General features: G+C 58.3%; 19 protein-coding genes and 1 tRNA gene. 7 read left to right on the top strand and 13 right to left on the bottom strand.

The genetic code is table 11. The features are described from left to right. Nucleotides 1–12 precede the first annotated feature (12 nt). A complete protein-coding gene (locus FHW16_RS02300) occupies nucleotides 13–654 on the bottom strand; it encodes an FMN-binding negative transcriptional regulator (protein ID WP_182547549.1) in 642 nt (213 codons plus the stop codon). Between the two features lie 121 nt (nucleotides 655–775). After that, the gene (locus tag FHW16_RS02295; RefSeq protein ID WP_182547548.1) at nucleotides 776–1,369 is read right to left on the bottom strand and encodes a TetR/AcrR family transcriptional regulator; all 594 of its coding nucleotides are present in this window, start codon (nucleotides 1,367–1,369) and stop codon (nucleotides 776–778) included. A gap of 99 nt (nucleotides 1,370–1,468) precedes the next feature. Here FHW16_RS02295 and FHW16_RS02290 point away from each other — a divergent pair, with 99 nt between their 5' ends. Then, complete coding sequence (locus FHW16_RS02290; protein ID WP_182547547.1) at nucleotides 1,469–1,963, top strand: PaaI family thioesterase; 495 nt, start codon at nucleotides 1,469–1,471, stop codon at nucleotides 1,961–1,963. 11 nt (nucleotides 1,964–1,974) lie between these two features. Here the strand turns inward: FHW16_RS02290 and FHW16_RS02285 are convergent, their stop codons facing one another. Continuing rightward, nucleotides 1,975–2,529, bottom strand: coding sequence for a hypothetical protein (locus FHW16_RS02285; protein ID WP_182547546.1), 555 nt, complete (start codon nucleotides 2,527–2,529; stop codon nucleotides 1,975–1,977). A gap of 173 nt (nucleotides 2,530–2,702) precedes the next feature. Here FHW16_RS02285 and FHW16_RS02280 point away from each other — a divergent pair, with 173 nt between their 5' ends. Continuing rightward, nucleotides 2,703–2,966, top strand: coding sequence for a hypothetical protein (locus FHW16_RS02280; RefSeq protein WP_210278003.1), 264 nt, complete (start codon nucleotides 2,703–2,705; stop codon nucleotides 2,964–2,966). A gap of 57 nt (nucleotides 2,967–3,023) precedes the next feature. On the opposite strand, the gene FHW16_RS02275 is transcribed toward FHW16_RS02280, so the two are convergent. Next, nucleotides 3,024–3,100, bottom strand: a tRNA-Pro gene (locus FHW16_RS02275). Nucleotides 3,101–3,359: 259 nt separating this feature from the next. On the opposite strand from FHW16_RS02275, the gene FHW16_RS02270 reads away from it, so the two are divergent. Further along, on the top strand, nucleotides 3,360–5,594 hold the full coding sequence (locus tag FHW16_RS02270) for an AGE family epimerase/isomerase (RefSeq protein WP_246711605.1): 2,235 nt from the start codon (nucleotides 3,360–3,362) through the stop codon (nucleotides 5,592–5,594). Between the two features lie 33 nt (nucleotides 5,595–5,627). On the opposite strand, the gene betB is transcribed toward FHW16_RS02270, so the two are convergent. The 4 genes from betB to betI all read right to left on the bottom strand — a co-directional run bounded on the left by betB (nucleotide 5,628) and on the right by betI (nucleotide 11,072). Further along, nucleotides 5,628–7,091 carry a betaine-aldehyde dehydrogenase gene (gene betB, locus FHW16_RS02265; RefSeq protein WP_182547543.1) on the bottom strand — a complete coding sequence of 488 codons (1,464 nt, stop codon included), beginning with the start codon at nucleotides 7,089–7,091 and terminating at the stop codon, nucleotides 5,628–5,630. A 206-nt stretch (nucleotides 7,092–7,297) separates the two neighbouring features. After that, complete coding sequence (betA, locus tag FHW16_RS02260; RefSeq protein ID WP_182547542.1) at nucleotides 7,298–8,947, bottom strand: choline dehydrogenase; 1,650 nt, start codon at nucleotides 8,945–8,947, stop codon at nucleotides 7,298–7,300. Between the two features lie 11 nt (nucleotides 8,948–8,958). Beyond that, entirely contained in the window at nucleotides 8,959–10,482 is a 1,524-nt protein-coding gene (gene betC / locus FHW16_RS02255; RefSeq protein ID WP_182547541.1) for a choline-sulfatase, read from the bottom strand. Beyond that, nucleotides 10,479–11,072, bottom strand: a complete 594-nt coding sequence (gene betI / locus FHW16_RS02250) for a transcriptional regulator BetI (protein ID WP_182547540.1) — start codon at nucleotides 11,070–11,072, stop codon at nucleotides 10,479–10,481. Before betI ends, betC begins: the two co-directional genes overlap by 4 nt. Nucleotides 11,073–11,476: 404 nt before the next feature. Between betI and FHW16_RS02245 the strand changes: the two genes are divergently transcribed. The 3 genes from FHW16_RS02245 to FHW16_RS02235 all read left to right on the top strand — a co-directional run bounded on the left by FHW16_RS02245 (nucleotide 11,477) and on the right by FHW16_RS02235 (nucleotide 14,598). Next, entirely contained in the window at nucleotides 11,477–12,643 is a 1,167-nt protein-coding gene (locus tag FHW16_RS02245; protein WP_182547539.1) for an acetyl-CoA acetyltransferase, read from the top strand. Nucleotides 12,644–12,764: 121 nt separating this feature from the next. Further along, nucleotides 12,765–13,475: a class I SAM-dependent methyltransferase gene (locus FHW16_RS02240; RefSeq protein ID WP_182547538.1), complete on the top strand. Its 711-nt coding sequence runs from the start codon at nucleotides 12,765–12,767 to the stop codon at nucleotides 13,473–13,475. Nucleotides 13,476–13,578: 103 nt separating this feature from the next. Beyond that, nucleotides 13,579–14,598 carry an asparaginase gene (locus FHW16_RS02235; RefSeq protein ID WP_182547537.1) on the top strand — a complete coding sequence of 340 codons (1,020 nt, stop codon included), beginning with the start codon at nucleotides 13,579–13,581 and terminating at the stop codon, nucleotides 14,596–14,598. Here the strand turns inward: FHW16_RS02235 and FHW16_RS02230 are convergent. Beyond that, a complete protein-coding gene (locus FHW16_RS02230) occupies nucleotides 14,591–15,919 on the bottom strand; it encodes a TIGR03808 family TAT-translocated repetitive protein (RefSeq protein WP_182547536.1) in 1,329 nt (442 codons plus the stop codon). The two genes, FHW16_RS02235 and FHW16_RS02230, sit on opposite strands and share 8 nt — an antisense overlap. Nucleotides 15,920–16,026: 107 nt before the next feature. On the opposite strand from FHW16_RS02230, the gene FHW16_RS02225 reads away from it, so the two are divergent. Beyond that, entirely contained in the window at nucleotides 16,027–16,512 is a 486-nt protein-coding gene (locus tag FHW16_RS02225) for a GreA/GreB family elongation factor (protein ID WP_182547535.1), read from the top strand. A 91-nt stretch (nucleotides 16,513–16,603) separates the two neighbouring features. Here the strand turns inward: FHW16_RS02225 and FHW16_RS02220 are convergent, their stop codons facing one another. From FHW16_RS02220 to FHW16_RS02205, 4 genes are all read right to left on the bottom strand, one after another. Continuing rightward, nucleotides 16,604–16,780: an AbrB/MazE/SpoVT family DNA-binding domain-containing protein gene (locus tag FHW16_RS02220; RefSeq protein WP_182547534.1), complete on the bottom strand. Its 177-nt coding sequence runs from the start codon at nucleotides 16,778–16,780 to the stop codon at nucleotides 16,604–16,606. Between the two features lie 79 nt (nucleotides 16,781–16,859). Beyond that, nucleotides 16,860–17,852, bottom strand: a complete 993-nt coding sequence (corA, locus tag FHW16_RS02215) for a magnesium/cobalt transporter CorA (RefSeq protein WP_182547533.1) — start codon at nucleotides 17,850–17,852, stop codon at nucleotides 16,860–16,862. A gap of 1 nt (nucleotide 17,853) precedes the next feature. Continuing rightward, complete coding sequence (scpA, locus tag FHW16_RS02210) at nucleotides 17,854–19,986, bottom strand: methylmalonyl-CoA mutase (protein ID WP_182547532.1); 2,133 nt, start codon at nucleotides 19,984–19,986, stop codon at nucleotides 17,854–17,856. After that, complete coding sequence (locus tag FHW16_RS02205; protein WP_182547531.1) at nucleotides 19,986–21,425, bottom strand: methylmalonyl-CoA mutase family protein; 1,440 nt, start codon at nucleotides 21,423–21,425, stop codon at nucleotides 19,986–19,988. The genes scpA and FHW16_RS02205 overlap by 1 nt, the downstream gene beginning before the upstream one ends. Nucleotides 21,426–21,622 lie beyond the last annotated feature (197 nt).

Here is a 21,622-nt window from a genome sequence, read left to right as displayed (position 1 = left end):
AGGTGGACCTTATCAGCCGCCGGGCTTTCCGCGTTCATCGACGATACGCGCCATGGCTTCCGATTCCGGACCTTCCCGCCGCAAACCGTCCGCGACACCGGTTCGATCCGCTTCAGCCCTGTTCTGGCTGACCTTCCATTTGCCTTCAATGCGCGTGATCGGGATCTCAATACCGATAATGCCCTTGATCTGGCCCGCAATGAAATTGTCGGGTGCGTCCTCGACCGACCATGGCTGCGCGCGGCCCGCCTCATGGGTGCGCGTCAGGCTGCCGATCTGACGGCGCAGCCAGTCGGCACCATCCTCGACATGCGGAGTGCCCCACGCCTGTACAACCACATAATTCCAGGTGGGCACAACCTTTCCGTGTTCGCGCTTGGTCGCGTACCATGAAGGCGTCACATAGGTGTTCGGTCCCTGAAAAATGATCATCGCCTCGGCGCCCGCCTGCAATGCCGCAACCTGGTCATTGGCCTTGGCCAGATGGGCCCTCAAGGTTCCGTTTGACGACGCGCCCGGATCGATCTCGAAGGGAATGAGGTTCGCCATCAAGCCATGCTCGCCGCCGGTTACCAGCATTGCCAGCGGGTGCTTGCGGATGAGGTCGTGCATGACGTCGAGACGGTCTTCCCGAAATGCAGGTGGCCTGTACATGATAACTCCAATTATATCTGCGGTGAGCTCCGGCTTTAAGCCATGCTCACAATGCCTCACGGAATGATAGTGGATCGGCGCATCTTCGCAAGGCGAATAGATTGCGCGTTGTCTGTCGGGATCAGGTCTGTCGCGCCAGTACAAGCGCCGCCTGACGGCCCGTTGCAAGAATGCGCGCCGATGCGTCTGTATCCGTTACCAGCCGCGCCAATTGCAGGGTGCCGATCATGGAAGCCAGCACCGCATGCGCGCGGTCGAGGGCCGCAGTTCGGTCGAGATGTCCGGGCAACGCAGTGGCGATGAGGCCGACAAGCGCATCAACGATCTCGATCAGACGCTCGCGCACTTCGCTTGAAAGGCGCCCGACTTCTGCGATCAGCGATGGAATGGCACAGCCAAGTTCCGGGTGCCTCACATGGGCGGGGCGCAAATAGGCATTCACGATGGCTTCCATCCCGTCCACACCGCAGGCCCGTGCGCTTCTTGCCGCGTGCTCCAGATAATCCCGCGTCGAATCCAGCGCTGCCGTGATGGATTCCTGCACAAGCTGGTTCTTCGATGAAAAATGCGCGTAAAAACCGCCATGGGTCAGGCCGGCGTCGGCCATCAGTCCCGCTAGTCCGGTGGCTTCGATCCCGTCCTTGCGAAAGCGTTTTGAGGCAACGTCGACGACACGCTGGCGCGTTTCCGACTTGTGATCCTTGGAATAGCGCATCGGTGGCCCTCGATATATCAGTTGTATGGTGATTGACATATCATATGATGCCCATAATATGAAGCCTTCTCAAGGTGGCTGAAATCACAGGAGCCAGACATGTCCGATACGCTCAACACGACTTTCGGTCTGGTTCCGCCCGATGTTGCCGCAACGCTTTCGGGCGTGGAGTTTTTGCAAGGACTGCTCGATGGCACCTATCCGGCGCCACCCTTCGCCGAGACCACCGATCTGTGGCCCATCTCCATCGAGGCGGGCAAGGTTGTGTTCGAGGCACGGCCGTCAAAGAAGTTCTACAATCCGATGGGGGTTGTTCACGGCGGATGGATCTCCCTGTTGATCGATACCGTGATGGGTTGCGCTGTACATTCCTCACTGAAGGCAGGGCAGGCCTATACGACGCTGGAAATGAAAACGACATTTGTGCGCTCCGTGCTCGTATCGACGGGCGTATTGCGCTGCGAGGGCGTTCTCCTCCATTCCGGTAGCCGGACAGCAAGTGCCGAAGGCAAGATTTTTGATGGAACCGGCAGACTTGTGGCCCATGGCTCGGAAACCTGCCTGATCATGGACGCGCTCAGGAAAGCGGCTTGATTCCAACGATATCAGTTCTGCGGTTTTCCCAACGCGTCATAATAGACAGGCTCTTCCTTTCCGCATTGAAAACCGGGTGCGATGCCGTCGGCAACCTTTCGCGCCACGTCGTTCGGCTCTGCGGTGTTCTTGGCCGAGACGTAACCGACAGCGCAGATCTGCTCCAGCGGTCCCATGCGTGTGATGAGCAGAATTGAGTCCTCGTCAGTCTTGAAGCGCAGTATGGTGGCAACGGGCTGCTTCTGTGCATTCAAGCGCCATTCGAGATTGTTCGACCCGAGCACATTGAAATTCGGCACCACCGATTCGCGAGAAAATTTCGCACCTTTCTTGTGTGCGTAGGAGACATAAAAGCGCAGATCGTTTTCGATGAGTTGCACCTGCATGCCGCCATAGCCAGGGCACAGCCACGCGCCGGTCTGCAGGGGATTGCCGGGTTCCGGTTTCTGTTCGCGACACTTCTCAAGGCCAACATAGGTATAGGTGCTGATGTTCTCCGCGTGGGCCGCTGCCATATCAAACAGGACCGCATGCATCAGGACTAGGAAAATTGCTTTCAGCGGCATGGCGAGACTCCCCTCAAGCGGCCGGTGAGTTTCAATTGTCACAAATTATGCGGATATTTATCCCGTAAGGGAAGATGCAGAGCCAAAGAACAGGGAATTCGATTTTCTGGCTTGCTATTTCCGGGCGCGTCGTAAGATGATTGAAGAAGCAATTGGAAGGTCCCGAGGGGCGCATGATGGATGAAGAACCCGAATTGGTTGTGTCACGGTTGTCGAAAGAGTTCACGCGTGACGGTATCACCGTCAGCGTCGAGATTTATCGTCTTGCCGAGCAAAGCGAGTGGACGCTGGAAGTGGTGACCGAGGACAAGGATTCCATCATCTGGGATGATCCTTTTGAAACGGACCAAGCCGCCTTTGACGAGTTTTTACGTGCCGTCGAAGAGGAAGGCCTTGCAAGCCTCATCGATCCTGAAGGCGGGGAAACCCTGCACTGACTGAGATGCCAAGCGTCTAGGCAGGCAGAAACTGGATATCAAAGTTTGTGAAAACACTGGTCGGAGTGAGAGGATTCGAACCTCCGACCCCGTCGTCCCGAACGACGTGCGCTACCAGGCTGCGCTACACTCCGTGACCAGCGATGCCGGGGTATATACCGCTGAGTTTTTGTGCCTGCAAGCCGTTTCATCAGCACTTTTTCAATTATACCGGGTGCAAACATAAACCATGTTCTGGAAATGGTTGAACTGGTCTTGTGATCGCCGACGAAAGTCTTGTATCGATAAAAGACTAACGATGCGATGTATCGCAAAGTCTGTCGAAAGATCGCTAATTGTATATCAGACGAGATATCGACTGAAACGATGAGGTTGCACGAGATGACATCGGGAATGAAGCGTATTATCAGCTTTGTAATGAGCGGTGGCGTCGGTTCAAGGCTTTGGCCTCTGTCGCGCGAAGACTTTCCCAAGCAGTTTCACAATCTGTCCGGTCAGGGCTCCATGCTCTTGCGGACAGTCAAACGCATGAGTGCACGGGGCGGTGATACCTCCGTTCCGGTTTATCTGCTCGCCTCGGAACGTCATGCGGATCGCATCAGCCAGGACCTTTCCGGTGTCGATCTGGCTGGCGGGCGGGCGATTCTCGAGCCGATGGGCCGCAACACGGCGGCGGCTGTCGTGCTGGCAACCGAGATTACGCTGCGCGAGCACGGCGACGATCTGGTTCTCGTCGTTCCGTCCGACCACGAAATTACAACGGATCGCGATTTCTGGAGCACAGTGGAGGCTGGCACGGACGCTGCCATGGCGGGCCGGATCGTCGTCTTCGGTATCCAGCCTGATCGGCCGGAAACCGGTTATGGCTATATCGAGGTGGGGCCACAGAACGACAACACACGGGATGTCATACGCTTCGTTGAAAAGCCGAACGAGGAAACCGCGATCCAGTACCTCGAATCGAAGAATTTCCTCTGGAATTCAGGCATTTTTCTTTTCCGCGCCAGCACCATGCGCGATGCATTCCGGGCCTATGCGCCAAAGATCTGGGACGGGGCTGTGGCTGCACTCGATGAGGCAACAAGCAATGTCTCCGGCACCTATCTGCCACACGACCTCTATGCGGATGTGCCGTCCATTTCCGTCGACTATGCCATCATGGAACATGCGAAAGACATCGCTCTGGTGCCCGCACGCTTCCGCTGGAATGATCTCGGATCGTGGCAATCCCTGCTGGAAGTCAGCTCGACCGACGGCAGCGGCAATGTGATTGTCGGTGATGTTGTCGCCATCGATTGCGAGAACAGCTATCTGCGCAGCAATGGGCGTCTGCTTTCCGCCATCGGACTGCGTGATCTGGCTGTTGTGTCGACCTCCGATGCGACGTTCGTTGCGCCCGTCACCGAAAGCCAGAACGTTCGCAAGATTGTCGAACAGCTGGAAAAGACCGGCCGTCTTGAAACCAAATTCACCCCGGCGCAGGATCGCCTGCCGCAGGTGGGTGCCTATGAAAAACGTGTTCGCCACTGGCTGTTCGAGGAGACATTGCCGCTCTGGTCGACGGTTGGTGTCGACAGGCGCTATGGCGGCTTCCATGAGGCGCTGACCTTCGACGCTACACCCATCATCAGAACCAAGCGCATGCGCACCACGGCGCGGCAGATTTATGCCTTTGCCGTGGCGCATGAAATGGGCTGGGATGGTCCGGCCAATGATCTGATCGACCATGGTATCCGCTTCATCACGGCCAATGGCCGGACGGACCGTGGCGGCTGGGTCAAGACTTTCAACCCTGACGGTACGGTTCTCGACGGGGCTGAGGATGCCTACGACCAGTCCTTCGTGCTTCTGGCATTGGCCCATGCCCATCGGGCGGGCCATCCGCAGGCGCTCGGTCTTGCCACGGAAACCTTTGCCTTCATCGACGAATACCTTGCTGATTCCAAGCTGCGGGGTTTTCTTGAAATGCCGGGGGATACCGGTCTGCGCCGGTCCAACCCGCATATGCATCTGCTCGAGTCGTTCCTTGCCTGGTATGACGTCACGGGGAACCGGGATTATCTGCAGCGTGCGGCGCGGATCGTCGATCTGTTCCGGCATCATCTTTTTGATGCGGAAACGTGGACGCTCGGCGAATATTTTACCGATGACTGGGAGCGGGCGCCGGGCGAAAAAGGCGAGTGGACGGAACCGGGACACCATTTCGAATGGGCCTATCTCCTGTCCAACTTTGCCAAGGCGTCGGGCCAGAAAGACATCATCCGCCACGCGCGCAAGCTCTATGCCTCAGCTATTGCCAACGGTCTGAACCGCACCACGGAACTCGCCTATGGCGCTGTTTCCCGGCATGGCCTGCCGCTTGACACCAATTCACGCAGCTGGCCGCAGACAGAGGCAGTGAAAGCCGCTATTGCGCTCGATGGCAATGGCGGGCCGGACCTCAAGCCGGAAGTCGAGGCACGGGTGGGCCGCCTGTTCCGCTGGCATATCGAACAGGCGCCGAAGGGCCTTTGGATCGACCTGATTGATGAAAAGGGCAGGGCACGGGCCGAAGATGTACCGGCCTCGATCTTCTATCATCTCGTCTGCGCCCTGACGCAGTATGTGGATTATATCGGCAAGGCCTAGTCAGAGGCCTTGCCGGGCCATGCATTCATTCCCTCAATAGGGGCTTTCGACTTTACCCGTTTCCACATAGACGGACTTGATCTGGCTGTAATGATAAAGCGCGGCCAGCCCGTTTTCACGGCCGACACCGGACTGCTTGAAGCCGCCGAACGGCATTTCAACCGGCGCGAGATTGTAGGTGTTGATCCAGCATGTGCCCGCCTTGAGCTGGCTGATCACCCGATGCGCGCGTGACAAATCCTTGGTGAAGACACCGGCTGACAGACCGAACTCCGTATCATTGGCGCGGCCGATAACCTCGTCCTCGTCACTGAAATCGAGAACAGCCATGACGGGACCAAAAATTTCCTCCTGAGCGATGGTCATGCCATCGGTCACATCGGTGAAAATCGTCGGCTCGACATAACAGCCACCTTCAAAGCCCTGCATTTTCGGCACGCCGCCGCCGAAAGCGAGCGTAGCACCCTCGGCTTTGCCTTTCTCGATGTAGGACACAACCTTGTCGCGCTGCGCGGCATTGACCAGCGGTCCCAGATGGATTTCGGGATCGAGCGGATCACCAAGGCGGATCGCCTTGGTGCGGGTCACCAGCCGGTCGAGGAACCTGTCCTTGATACCCTTCTGGACAAAGACGCGGGTGCCGTTCGAGCAGACCTGCCCGGTGGAATAGAAATTGCCGAGCAGGGCGCCACCGACGGCGTTTTCCACATCCGCATCGTCGAAAATGATCAGCGGCGACTTGCCTCCGAGTTCCATCGTGGCATGTTTCATGTGCGATCCGGCCTGCGCCAGCACCTTCTTGCCCGTAGGCACCGAGCCGGTCAGCGACACCTTGGCGACAAGCGGATGATCGACGAGCTGCGAACCCACATCGCCAAAACCCTGCAAGACATTGAAAAGTCCGTCCGGCAGGCCGGCTTCCTTGTAAATCTCTGCCAGCGCGAGGGCGGATAGCGGGGTGTTTTCCGATGGCTTGAAGATCATGGCATTGCCCGCGGCGAGCGCCGGAGCTGATTTCCAGCCCGCACCCTGGATCGGATAATTCCATGCGCCGATGCCGACACAGACACCGAGTGCCTCGCGGCGCGTATAGGCATAGGAGCCGCCGAGTTCGATCATCTCGCCATTGAACCCGGCAATGATGCCGCCATAGAATTCCAGTGCATCGGCAGCCGATGCCGGATCGGCAACCAGCGTTTCCTGAATGGCTTTGCCCGTGTCCAGGGTTTCGAGATGCGCGATCTCGGCGTTGCGTTCGCGCAAAAGGTCCGCTGCCCGGCGCAGGATGCGGCCGCGTTCAACCGGCTTGAGCGCCGCCCATGCGGGCTGTGCGGCGGCAGCAGCCTGCACGGCCTGTTCGATCAGGGCCGGCGTTGCGCCAAAAAGTTTTGCGATGATCTCGCCGGTCGCCGGATAGAGCACATCCAGCGGCTTGCCTGCCTTGTCCTCGACGAAGCGGCCATTGATGAAATGCGATGCCTTCGGCTGCGCGCGCATGGTGTTCTCCTTCTTATTCATCTCTACTTTATTTCACCCCCTCTGTCCCGTCGGACATCTCCCCCACAAGGGGGGAGATCAGCCTTCATTACGATTTCGATCAGTTCTGAGGCATTGAAAAGTTGGCGATCATGTTGATGTCAATGTGATCTCCCCCTTGTGGGGGAGATGGGCGATAGCCCAGAGGGGGGTGAATACACCGCCACTCACCGGTCACTCACTTCCCAACGCGGGTTGATCCATGGCTCCTGATTGGATCGCGGCAACGGATCGCGGCCAAGAATATGATCGGAAGCCTTTTCGCCGGTCATGATCGACGGGCCATTGAGATTGCCGTTGGTGACGCGCGGAAAAATGGAGGAATCCGCGACCCGCAGACCCTCGACACCGATCATCCGGCATTGCGGATCGACCACGGCCATGGGATCGCCCGTCGCACCCATCTTGCAGGTGCCGCAGGGATGGAACGCGCTTTCCGCATGCTCGCGCAGGAAGTCATCAATCGCGTCATCGGACTGCACATGCCCGCCCGGCGAAATCTCGCGGCCGCGATAGGGATCGAGCGCCGCTTGGCCGAATATCTCGCGGGTAAGCCGCACCGCATGGCGGAAATCCGTCCAGTCATCCGGATGGGACATATAGTTGAAGAGGATTTTCGGCTTTTCGAACGGATCGGACGAGCGCAGTGTCACGCTGCCGCGTGACTTCGAGCGCATCGGGCCCACATGCGCCTGAAACCCATGGCCCTTGGCTGCCGCCTTGCCGTCATAGCGGATGGCGGCGGGCAGGAAGTGATACTGGATGTCGGGGTAGTCGACACCGGGCTTAGACCGCACGAAGGCAGCGGATTCAAAATGGTTGGTGGCGCCATCACCCGTTTTGAAGAACAGCCACTGCGCACCGATCATGGCCTTGGAGACCAATCCGAGCTTGGAATTGAGTGTGATTGGCTTCAGGCTCTCCTGCTGGATATAGACCTCCATATGGTCCTGCAGGTTCTGACCGACACCGGCGCGATCGGCCACCACCGCAATGCCATGTTCCTTCAGGTGTTTTGCCGGACCGATGCCCGACAGCATGAGAAGTTTTGGCGAGTTGATCGATGATGCCGCAATGATCACTTCACGCCGCGCGCGCACAATTTCCGTCTTGCCGCGCCGGGTGATTTCCACCCCCGTTGCCCTTTGATTCTCGATGACCACACGCCGTGCGAAACCATTGACAAGACTCACATTTCGCCGCTTCAGCGCCGGGCGCAGATAGGCATTGGCCGTGGACCAGCGGCGGCCATTGTGAATTGTCTGCTCCATGGCACCGAAGCCTTCCTGCTTGGCGCCATTATAGTCTTCGGTGACTTCGAAACCGGCCTGCTTGCCCGCATCGACAAAGGCATGGAACAGAGGATTGTCACGGCGGCCGCGTTGCACATGCATCGGGCCATTGGTGCCGCGCCATCCGGTTTCGCCGCCATGGGAATGTTCCATGCGCTTGAAATAGGGCAACACATCCGCATAGGACCAGCCAGCCGCGCCGCTCTCCGCCCAATGGTCGAAATCATGGGCGTGGCCACGCACATAGACCATGCCGTTGATGGAGGAGGAGCCGCCGATCACCTTGCCACGCGGGGTGACCAGCGTGCGCCCGCCCAGATGCGGTTCGGGCTCGGATGAAAAGCCCCAGTCATAGGTGCTCATGTTCATCGGGAAGGAGAGGGCGGCGGGCATCTGGATGAACGGCCCGATATCCGTGCCACCGAATTCAATGACGATGACCGAATGCTTGCCGTCCTCCGACAGGCGGTAGGCCATGGCGGAGCCGGCGGAACCCGAACCGATGATGACGAAATCTGCTTCCATAGCTGGCCCCATTATTCGCCGCGCGGAAAGCGCGCATTTTCTTCCAGAACATTCAGATCCATGTGATTGCGCATGTAGCGCTCCGAGGCCCTTTGCAGCGGCTGGTAATCCCAGGGATAGTAGGAGCCGTTGCGCAGCGCCTCGTAGACCACCCAGCGCCGGGCCTGGCTTTCGCGCACGGCGGCGTCATAGGCCGCCATGTCCCAGCGCGCCTTGGCGGCAGCCGTGAACTGGGCAAGCAATCTGGCATGGGCGGGATCAGCGGCAAGGTTGGTCAACTCCTGCGGATCCGATTCAAGATCAAACAGTTGCGGCGGATCGATCTCGCAATGCACGAACTTGTATTGGCCGTCGCGAATGCAGACGAGCGGCGCATTGGAACCTTCCGCCGCATATTCCATCAGCACCGGGCCCTGCCGCTTGCCGCCAGCGATGACGCCGGTCAGATCTTCGCCATCAGTCCATGGTTTGACAGCGGCAATGTCGATACCGGCAAACGCCGCAAGGGTCGGGTTGATATCGAGCGTCGACACCGGCTGGGTGATCAACTGCGGCGCGATGCCCTTGCCTGCAATCATCAGCGGCACGCGGGCCGAGCCCTCGAAAAAGTTCATCTTGAACCACAGGCCACGCTCGCCCAGCATATCGCCATGGTCCGACGTGAACACGATGATCGTGTTGTCGAGCATCCGCGTTGCCCGCAGCACTTCCAGAATCTCGCCGACCTTGTCATCGACATAGGAAATATTGGCGAGATAGCCCTGACGCGCCCGGCGGATGTTTTCGGGGGTAATATTGAATTGCGTGTAGTCGCAGGCTTGCATAAGGCGTTGTGCATGTGGGTCCTGTGCTTCGAACGGGATGGCGGCAACGGCCGGTTCAAGTGCAGGTGAATTCTCGTAGAGGTCCCAGTATTTGCGTCGTGCCACATAGGGGTCATGTGGATGGGTGAAGGAGACGGTGAGGCACCACGGGCGGCTCGCCGCATCGTCTGACGTGCGCGACAATTGGTAGAGTTTTTGCGTGGCATGAAACGCCACCTCGTCGTCATATTCCATCTGGTTGCTGGTTTCGGCGACGCCAGCGCCGGTGACGGAGCCGAGATTGTGATACCACCAGTCGATGCGCTCGCCGGGCTTGCGGTAATCGGGGGTCCAGCCGAAATCAGCAGGATAGATGTCCGTGGTCAGGCGTTCTTCAAGACCGTGCAACTGGTCGGGACCGACAAAATGCATCTTGCCGGAAAGCCCGGTGTAATAACCGGCGCGGCGCAGGTGATGCGCATAGGTCGGAATATCCGAGGCGAATTCGGCGGCATTGTCATAGACGCGGGTGCGCGAGGGCAGCTGACCGGACATGAAGGAGGCGCGGGCCGGGGCGCAGAGCGGCGAGGCCGTATAGGTATTGGCAAAGCGGGCAGAACGATCCGCCAAGGCGCGCAGATGCGGGGCATGGATGAAATCCGCGGGGCCGTCCGGAAACAGGGTTCCGTTCAGCTGGTCAACCATGAGGATGAGGATATTCGGCCTTGTCATAGGGAGGCTCCGGCGGCGGCTAGTTTTGTCGTCACGTAATCTTCCACGAGCGCGATTGCCGAGGCTGCCTCAGGCGCGCCATTGCGCAGCGCATGGCGAATATAGAGCCCGTCAATCATCGCGCCGGTGCCCTCGGCGATCTGCAGGGCGGCAGTCCGGTCAATCATGCTGCTCAGCGCAAAGACGAGGTTGGAATGCATGCGCCGGGCGTAGACACGCAGCAGGCGGCGGGTCTCGACCGATTGCTGGGCGTGCACGTAAAAGGTCAGCCATGCGGCCACGGTCTGCGGTGCAAATTGCGAGGCGGAGAAATTGACGGCGATGATGGCGGCAACGCGTTCCGCCGGCGTGTGGGCTGTCGCCAGTGCTGCCAGAAGATCCTGCCCGAGTTCTTTCAGAAGGTGGCGCATGGTGGCGAGGATCAGCTGTTCCTTGCCGCCGAAATAGTGGTGCGCCAGCGCCGGCGAAACGCCCGCTTCATGGGCGATCTCCGCGACAGTCACGTCAAGCGAGCCGCGCTGGCCGATGGTGCGGATGGCCGCATCAATCAACTCCCGCTTGCGCAGTGGTTCCATTCCGACTTTGGGCATTCTGAAAAACCTCGTTCGCGTAAATTATTATTCTTGATTGACTGGCCAATCAATAAAAATTGCGACGTTTTGGAGCGGTATTTGACGGGAGTGCTGCAAAGCGGTTGTGTGTAGTTCGTGGTTCGATAAGCTCACCATGAGGGACATGGTAGGTGCAAACCAGCCTGCAACTTTGCAGAACCTAGCTCCCTGCAATCCCCACTCTCCCTCATGGTGAGCTTGTCGAACCACGCACGATGGTCTTGCAACCACCAGCAAGCAATAAACGACTCTCCATACAACCGTTTTCAGCACGATAATTGCCAAACCACGGGCCTCGGTATTGCACTGCAACAAAGCCCTTTACCTTGAAACGCAGCGGGTTCATGGTTACGTCAACAAGAATGACATTTTGGAGGAATGACATGACAGCCTGTATCGTTGGATGGTCGCATCTGCCTTTCGGAAAACTGGAAGGCGAGAGCGTCGAAAGCCTGATCGTCAAGGCGGCGGTCGCTGCGCTCGATCACGCAGGCATAGGCCCGCAGGATGTCGACGAGATTGTCCTCGGCCATTTCAATGCCGGGTTCTCGCCGCAGGATTTCACCGCCAGCCTTGTGCTGCAGGCCAGTGATGCCTTCCGCTTCAAGCCCGCCACACGGGTGGAAAATGCCTGCGCCACCGGTTCGGCCGCGGTGCATCAGGGCATCAAGACCATTCGCGCCGGTGCTGCCCGCGTTGTACTGGTCGTGGGTGTCGAGAAGATGACATCGACGCCCGGCCCGGAGATCGGCAAGAACCTTTTGAAAGCATCCTATCTGCCGGAAGAGGGCGATATCCCCGCCGGGTTTGCCGGAGTGTTCGGCCAGATCGCTGCCGCCTATTTCCAGAAATATGGCGACCAGTCCGATGCGCTGGCGACAATCGCCGCCAAGAACCACAAGAACGGCGTCAACAATCCCTATGCGCAGATGCGCAAGGATCTGGGGTATGATTTCTGCCGTCAGGAAAGCGAGAAGAACCCCTTCGTTGCCGGCCCGCTGAAACGGACCGACTGTTCGCTCGTCTCGGACGGCGCAGCGGCGCTGGTTCTGACCGACACGCAGACGGCACTGAAGATGAAACGCGCCGTGGCCTTCCGCGGTGCTGCCCATGTGCAGGATTTCCTGCCGATCTCCAAGCGCGACATTCTGCTGTTTGAAGGCTGCTCCGAAGGCTGGAAGCGCGCCCTCGATCAGGCAGGTGTCACAATCGATGATCTGTCCTTTGTCGAAACCCATGATTGCTTCACCATTGCAGAACTCATCGAATATGAGGCGATGGGCCTGGCCAAGCCGGGCGAGGGTGGCAAGGTTGCGCTGGAAGGCCAGACCGCCATGGGCGGCCGCCTGCCGGTCAACCCCTCCGGCGGTCTCAAGGCCAAGGGTCATCCGATCGGCGCCAGCGGCGTTTCCATGCATGTGCTGTCGTCCATGCAACTGACGGGCGAAGCGGGTGGCATTCAGGTGCCGGATGCCAAGCTTGCCGGTATCTTCAACATGGGCGGCGCCGCCGTCGCCAACTATGTGTCGATCCTCGAACGCATCAAATAAACCGTCCGATAGCGTTCTTTTCGAATCCGGGACTTCAAGTCCCGGATTCTGTGTTTTAAAAGCACCTGACAAACCGCTGAATTGAATCGTCTTTTCCGGCTGTCCCATCGGAGGAAATGCCATGTCGAACGGATGGAAGGAATCGGCCTCCGCCTGGATTGCCGAACAGGCTGATGATGGTGATTACGGCCGTGTTTATGTTCTCGACAAACCGATGCTGGAGCGCGTCAGCGGCCGCGGTTTTAAAAATGCATTGGATGTCGGCTGTGGCGAAGGCCGCTTTTGCCGCATCCTCAATGGCCTTGGAATCAAGTCGGTTGGCATTGACCCGACCGAGGAATTGCTGGTGCAGGCGCAGATCCGGGACCCCGAGGGAGACTATCGTTTCGGCTATGCCGAGGCGCTGGAATTTCCGGACGCGTCCTTTGATCTGGTGGTAAGCTACCTCTCGCTCATCGACATTCCTTATCTGCGCAAGGCCATCGCCGAAATGACCCGGGTGCTTGCACCGGGCGGGACCTTGCTCATTGCCAATCTGAACAGCTTCAATACTGCGGGGCAACCGGCTGGCTGGCAACCCGACATCAATGGCGATCCGCGTTTCTACGTTGACCATTATCTTGAAGAGCGCGTGGACTGGGTGGAGTGGCGCGGTATCCGCATCCAGAACTGGCACCGCCCATTGAGCACCTATATGTCGCTTCTGCTCGGCCATGGTCTCACCCTGCGCCATTTTGCCGAACCCGCACCTTACGGCGGCGATCCTGATAAGGCCGATCGCTATCGCCGTGTGCCCTATTTCCTCGTCATGGAGTGGGAGAAGGGGCACTGATCGCAATTCTCCAGTTTTCTCCATTGGAAAGGGGAGCGGAGCGTCCTATAAGACCATCAATTCCGGCTGATTTCGGTCGATTTTCTGAGCAATGTAGGGCGCTATGAGCAATCCGGTTCTGGTTGAAGTTTTTCGCGGCGAAACAGTCGAAAGCCGGCATCGCGGTGCGATCGTTGTCACCGACGGCGATGGCAGGATTGTCTATTCCGTTGGTGATATCGAGCGGCCGACATTCCCGCGCTCGGCGATCAAGGCGATACAGGCTCTGCCGTTGGTGGAAAGCGGCGCTGCGGATGCCTATGGCTTCGGCAACGAGGAACTGGCCATGGCCTGCGCCTCCCACTCGGGCGAACCCCTGCATGTGAAGAAAGCCGCGGATATGCTGGGTCGTGCCGGTCTTGATGTCTCGGCGCTGGAATGCGGCGCCCATTGGTCCTCTGATCAGTCCGTGCTGATCGCCCTTGCCAAGAGCGGACAGGAACCGACGGCGCTGCACAACAATTGCTCGGGCAAGCATTCGGGCTTCCTGTGCACCTGCGCGCATCTCGGCATCGAAACAGCTGGCTATTCGACCTTGGGATCGCCGACGCAAAACATGGTGTGTGAAGCCATGGAAAGTGTGACCGGCGCAGTTCATTCACTGGATCGTTGCGGCACGGATGGCTGCTCGATCCCGACCTATGCCATTCCACTGAAAAGTCTGGCGCACGGCTTTGCCCGCATGGCCACTGGCACGGGCCTTCCGCCGGTACGTGCCAAGGCGGCCAAGCGTCTGCTCGACGCCACTATGGCCGCACCATACTATGTTGCAGGCACCAATCGCGCCTGTACGCGCCTGATGGAAATGGCGCCGGGGCGCATCTTTGTCAAAACCGGTGCGGAGGGCGTATTTGTTGCAGCCTTGCCGGAGTTTGGTCTGGGCATTGCGCTTAAATGCGACGATGGGGCATCGCGTGCCTCGGAAGCCATGATTGCTGCGGTTCTCGGGCGGATTTTCCGTCACGACGACGAACTGGAATCACAGCTTGACCGGTTTGCCGACCGGGAAATGCGCAACTGGAACGGCATCACCTATGGCGTTGTCAGTCCTGCCGATATCCTGACGGAAGCCGATATCAACTGAGGATATTGCGTTCGACGATCAGGCGCGGGTTGCCACTGGCATTCTGTCTGATGAGGTCGCCCGTGACCGCATCCATCCAACGATGACCGACAATGCCGCCGTGTGCGGCTTTTTCGATGATGTTGTCGGTGATGATGGCCGAGCCGACGCCGTCCACGACGCTGACATAAATCCCCATACCTGACTGCCGGATCACATTGCCCGTGGCGATCAGGTTGCGCATATAGGGTCCCCAGCCCAGTTTGATGCCGTACAGGGCAGCGTTCTCGACGACATTACCCGTCACGGAAATATCGGCTTCAACGCTGATGCCGATGCCAAAACCGGGCGCATCGGCCGGATAGGGGCCGATTGCCGTCAGATTGCGCACTACATTGCCGCTGCAGGTGCCCATCCGCCCGCCGCCATCGAAATTGACCATGGAAATACCGCTGGCCGCGCCGTCGATGATATTGTTCGAAATGACAGCGCCTTCGAAGCCAAACTCGGAGTAAAGCGCCATCTCGCCGCTATCCGTGCAATTGTTGCCGGTGATCTGCACGTTGTTCCCAGCGTTGGCGCGGACAGCCGAGAAGGCGCAGCCCTTTAGCACATTGTTGGAGACGAGCACGTTGCCGGCGCGAAATACATTGATGCCATTGCCATTCTGCCCGGTGCCGCCACCGTCAGCCCGGATATTCTCAACGCGGTTGCCGCTGACAATTGTCCCATCGGGTCCCTGTGCATCGCGAAAGATCAGGATACCACCATTGCCGCAATCATGAACGTGATTGCCCGTTATCGCGAGGCCGCTCGATTGCGATGCGAAAATGCCTGCATCCGCTGCACGCTCGATCCGGCTGCGTTCGATCCTTCCCCCGCACTGGTACAGCGCCACGGCGTTTCTGGTCGACGCCATGAAATCGCAATCGTCAATCACAACCTGACGGACATGGTTGAAATCGACCAGGGCCTTGCTGTTGCCGGTGAGCGGTTGATTGGCGCCGTCGATCACAAGCCCGCTGAGGCGGATCTGCTCGGCATTGCTGGCATTGAGAAACGAACCGGTGCCGCCGTAAAGCAGGCGCGTAGCACCCGGAATGCCGGCAAGATTGGCCCTTTGCGGAAATTCAACACCGGAAAGGATATAGGTGCCGGGCTGCAGAAAAATCTGGTTGCCGGACTGACTCGCCTTCTGAAGAAGGGCATTCAGCGCCTTGCCCTGATCATCAGGCGATCCCGGCTTGAGCCCTGCAGATGCTGCAGCCAGAGCCCCGGCGGGTAGCAGCGCACCGGCACCAAGCCCAGCCATTCCACCGAGAACGAGACGTCTGTTGATCACGGATTTTTCCTCAGGATCACTGTTCAATCCGGTCAAGGATCACGTGTCCCTTGGCCGTCCGATTGATGACACTTGCAGCGGGGGCAGGCAAGGCATACCTTCATCGAATGAGCAGAGCTTTTACCAAGGAAGACGACAGCAATTCATCGATTGATCTCGGCGAACGTCCCGTCAGTCCGCACCGGAATCTGGTGACCGAACACGGTCTTGCACTGATCGATGCGGAAATCGCTGCTTCGCATGAGGAACTCGCCAAAGGCAACGCCGAGGCTGACCGCGATCTGATTGCACGGGCGTCACGTGACCTGCGTTACTGGACAGCGCGGCGGGAGACGGCGGAGGTTTCACATCCCGATCCAACAAGCACCGTCGTGCGCTTTGGCATGACGGTGACAATTGCCGACGAGCACGATGCTCGCCACAGCTGGGCCATTGTCGGGGAAGATGAGGCCGATGCCAGCCACGGCAAGATTTCGCATGTCTCGCCGATGGCTCAACTGATGTTCGGCAAATCGCTCGGCGATATTTTCGAACTCAATGGCCGCGAATGGGAAATCATCGAGATCGGACTGCCACAACATCAGTCGGAATAACTGGAGAACGCCTTAAGCCAATAGCTTATAATGGCTTTTTCGCTGGCTCCCTCAATGGGCTGAAAAGGCAGGCTCAGCTGTGCCGGATGCATCATAAGCCATTTCTATCCACCACAGAAGCAATAGAAGGCGGTATTAAGGTCAATCCCTTGTCCGTTTCTAAAACCTCAACTCCGTCACCAATTTTTAGATTATAACGAGCAAGAATTTCATCCGGAATAATGAATCCGACGTCGTCTCCGATCTCGATCAAGGTGACCACATACATGAACTGCGCCCTAGTGTTGTGAATGGATTACAACACCTGCAGTCAAGTGAATCAAGATCGCTGATCTCATCACTTCGTCTTACAGCCAACCCTTTTTGCGGAAGATCAGAAGCGGGATGACAGCTGAGGCGATCATCAGGCCGATGGCCATGGGATAGCCCCAGACTTTGTCGAGCTCGGGCATGAACTTGAAGTTCATCCCATAGATCGAAGCGACCAGCGTCGGCGGCATGAATGCCACAGCGGCAACCGAGAAGATTTTGATAATAGCATTCTGCTCGATCGAGATCAGGCCCACGACCGTATCGAGCAGGAAGGTGATCTTGTTCGACAGAAAGTCGACATAGGTGCTCAGCGACTGGGTGTCGCGCTCCAGCGACTTGATCCAGGCCTTCGTCTCCTTCTTGTAGCTGTTCTGCTCGGTAATGGCAGCCAGATATACAAGCAGGCGGCTGACGCCCGCAATGCTTTCCCGCACCTTCGAGAGAAACGCGCCCTGACCGCCGATCCGCGTGAGACTGTCGCGGAAATTCTTCGTGGTCATCGGTTTGTCATTGTCGGAACGGCGGAAAATCGTATGAGAGTTCTGGTCGATATCAGACGCCACGCCTTCGAGAATATCGGCAATCCGGTCCGTCACGGCCTCGACGATACCGAGCAAAATAGTGACGCCGCTGCATCTGTTATTAATCAGGCCATTACCCGGCTTCGACACCCGGCTGACATAAAGGCTGAACGCCCTTGGTTCCGCATAGCGTACGGTAACCAGAAACGACCCTGTCAGGATGAACGATATCGGGCTGATGGCGTGGTGTTTATGCTCGGTGAAATAGAGGATCGGTGCGGTGAGATATTGTCCGCCGTTCTCCGTGTAGAACCGGCTGGATTCCTCGATTTCCACCATGTCTTCACGGGTCGGAATGGTAGTCTTGGTCCATGTCTCGGTCTGGACGTCCTCATCGTGGGTTGGATTGAGAAGATCGATCCACACCGTATTGTCCGGCAACGCATCACCCACCTTCGCAGGACGGGCGATCAGGTGGTCTTCTTCAAGCGTGTATAAAACAATCATGTCACAATGAACCCAGCAAGGTATCGATCAGTTTTTCTGCCGCTTCGCCGATCACCGTACCGGGTGGGAAAATCGCCGCTGCTCCCGCCTTGAGCACGGCGTCAAAATCCTGAGGCGGGATGACGCCGCCGACAATGATCAGGATATCGTCGCGCTCGCGCCGCTTCAGCGCTTCTTTCAGCTCGGGAACAAGTGTGAGATGCCCGGCTGCCAGCGAGGAGACGCCGACAATGTCGACATTGCTTTCGATGGCCAGTTCCGCCACTTCATCCGGGGTCTGGAACATTGCGCCGACGATGACATCGAAACCGAGATCACCGAAGGCCGTCGCGATGACCTTCTGGCCACGGTCGTGGCCGTCCTGACCCATTTTGGCGACGAGAATGCGCGGCTTTTCGCCCGTCCGCTTTTCATAGGCGGCAGCCTTGGCCTGCACCCGGTCGATAACCGCGCTCTTGCCGACTTCCTTGCGATAGACGCCGGAGATGGTGCGGATATCAGCGACATGGCGGCCATAGGCCTTTTCCAGCGCCAGCGAGATTTCACCGACCGTTGCCCGGGCCCGGGCTGCCTTGATGGCAAAGTCGAGCAGATTGCCGGTTCCGGATTTGGCTGCACCGGTCAGGGTAGCCAATGTGCTGTCCACGGCCGAAACGTCGCGTGTACCCTTCAGTTGCTGCAGCTTCGACAGCTGGCGCGCACGCACCTCCGCATTGTCGATCTTCAAAACATCGATTTTGACATCCGTGACTGGCCGATAGGAATTGACGCCGATCACCGGTTGCTGCCCGCTATCGATGCGTGCCTGGGTTCTGGCCGCTGCCGCCTCGATACGGAGTTTGGGAATGCCCTGTTCGATGGCTTTCGCCATGCCGCCCAGCGTCTCGATTTCCTCGATATGTGCGAGGGCACGCGTGGCAAGATCGTGCGTCAGGCGTTCGACATAGGCGGAACCGCCCCATGGGTCGATGATCCGTGTTGTGCCGGATTCTTTTTGCAGGATCAGCTGGGTGTTGCGCGCAATGCGGGCCGAATGGTCGGTCGGTAGCGCCAGTGCCTCATCGAATGAATTGGTGTGCAATGACTGGGTGTGGCCCTGCGTCGACGCCATGGCCTCGATCATGGTGCGCATGATGTTGTTGTAGGGATCCTGCGCGGTGAGCGACCAGCCCGACGTTTGCGAATGAGTGCGCAGGGAGAGCGAGCGCTCATCCTTCGGGTTGAAGTTCTTCTTCAGCAGTACAGCCCAGAGCAGGCGTGCAGCGCGCATCTTGGCAACTTCCATGAAGAAGTTCATGCCGATGGCCCAGAAGAAGGAAAGGCGGGGGGCGAACGTATCGATGTCGAGCCCGGCAGCAACACCGGCGCGGGCATATTCGATGCCGTCGGCAATCGTGTAAGCAAGCTCGAGATCGGCGGTCGCGCCTGCTTCCTGCATGTGATAGCCGGAAATCGAAATCGAGTTGAACTTCGGCATATTCTGCGAGGTGTAGGAGAAAATGTCCGAAATGATCCGCATCGAGGGTTGTGGCGGGTAGATGTAGGTATTGCGCACCATGAACTCTTTCAGAATGTCATTCTGAATGGTTCCGGCGAGCAGTTTCTGGTCAACGCCCTGTTCCTCGGCGGCGACGATATAAAGTGCCAGAATGGGAAGAACCGCACCGTTCATGGTCATCGACACGGTCATTTCGCCCAGCGGAATACCGTCAAACAACTGCTGCATGTCGAGAATGGAATCGATGGCAACACCCGCCATGCCGACGTCACCGGCCACACGCGGGTGGTCGCTGTCATAGCCGCGGTGAGTTGCAAGATCGAAGGCGACGGAAAGTCCTTTTTGACCCGCTGCCAGATTGCGCCGGTAAAAGGCGTTGGATTCTTCCGCCGTGGAAAAACCCGCATATTGGCGGATCGTCCAGGGCTGTTGGACATACATGGTCGGGTAGGGCCCGCGGATGAACGGCGCGGAACCCGGATAGGTATCCAGATGCGGCAAGCCCTTCAGCGCCGTGTCGCCATAGGCGCGTTTGACGCGAATGCCTTCCGGCGTCTTCCAAACCGCAGCTTCCGGCTTGCTGGCGGCAGATTTGGGCTCTTGCCAGTCGATCTGGGTGAAATCGGGAACTCTCATTATGCGGAAGCCTGCAATGTTTCGTCGATACGCGGGAAGGTCAGCGGTTCGCAATGAACCACGCCATCCGTAGGCAAGGGCATGTGGGGCGCATCGAGCACCGTTACCGCCCGTTCCTGTTTCGCAGGGAAAAGTGTCGTTCCGATGATGGCACGCTTGCCGGAACAATATTCCTGACTGCGTTCCTCACGTGCCGCGATGATGCGCTTCTGGAACCGATCTTCGACCAGGCTTTGCAGGATACCACCTTCCTTTTCCAGCATCTGGAATTCTTTCCACGCGGCTTCGCACAGCGCGGTGGTCAATGCCTCTATGGCACCCGAGCCGCAGCCGGGATCGGCGACAAACGCAAGATTGCTCTCATCGGCAAGCACGAGCTGGGTGTTGCGCGCCAGCCGCCGGGCAAACGGGTCTGGCAGGCCGTGGGTGATGGTGTGCGGCAGGATAGCGAGGCTGTCGGCACCGCCGACCGCGGCCGCAAATGCTGCGATCGTGGTACGCAGCGTATTGGTCTCGCAATCTTTCTTCGTCATCATCCGCATTGACGTTTCCGCGTGAATGGTCGCGGTCGACGGTTTGATGCCGCAGGCTTCCTGCAGCCGTGCCCACAGGCGGCGTAATGCCCGCAGCTTGGCAATGGACAGAAACTGATCCTGATCAACGGCAATGGAAAAACCGATATGCGGTGCGGCATAGACAATGGGCTGGCGCGCTTCCTCGAACAGGCGGAAATGTCCTGACGCGATGGACAGCATGGCACCGAGTTCCTGCGCTTCAGTCGCACCAGCATTGTGATAAACCCGGCCGTCGGCTTCGAGCACGATCCCCGGCAGGTCGGTGGAGAAGAACCCGGCCAGCGATTGCGGCAGCGAGGCTTTCAGAGCGGCCAATGTCATACGCAGGCGACCGGTTCCAGCCAGCGTCGCAGCCGGATCGATCCCCAGCGAGAAGCTCAATGTTTTCGGGTTGATGTTGCGCGGACGCATGTAATCGACGAACCAGTCGGCACAGACGCGGCTTTTCGGGTGCACATCCATGCGCAGGTGGATCATATCCAGATGTACGCCGCGGAGCACCTGATCGACCGCTTCGCGCGTTGACGGTAAACCATAACCAAAGGCGTTGGGGGCACCTTCGAAAACGAGAGAAATGCCGGTTGCACCGTTTTCCAGATCTTCCAGAAGCTGCCTGTTGGCGCGGACCGGGTCCGGATCGTCGATGCGTTGCACAATATGCCATGGCCGCGACGGGTCACGGCGGGTTGTCAGTCTTGCCTTCTTGCTGCGCTCATAAAGCGGCTCGATGGCAATATTGTCGTCTGTCCGCGAGATGAGAGCCTCATGGAAATCCGCACCCTTCAGGGCCTTTTGCGCCAGTTTCACCCAGCCCTCGTGGTTTGCTGCCGCAAACGCCGTGTCCTTTAGGATAGACGCGTCCATGCTTACTCCCGGTCGAATCGCGCCAACTTTCCGCCGCATAAGATCATTTCGGCAGAAAACCGGCGTAACTGTTGGTTTTCGGGCCAGAATGACGCAAACCGCGCATAGCCCGATATTTTCTCCCAACTTTAGGGGGTGTTATGCTGCTTCGCAATAAAACAAAATATGTAGCGCCACGATATTGGGCGCGGTGATCC

Origin of the sequence: Phyllobacterium myrsinacearum (assembly GCF_014138285.1) — a bacterium.
GTDB classification, from domain to species: domain Bacteria; phylum Pseudomonadota; class Alphaproteobacteria; order Rhizobiales; family Rhizobiaceae; genus Phyllobacterium; species Phyllobacterium myrsinacearum_A.
This window is presented reverse-complemented; position numbering and strand designations above follow the sequence as displayed.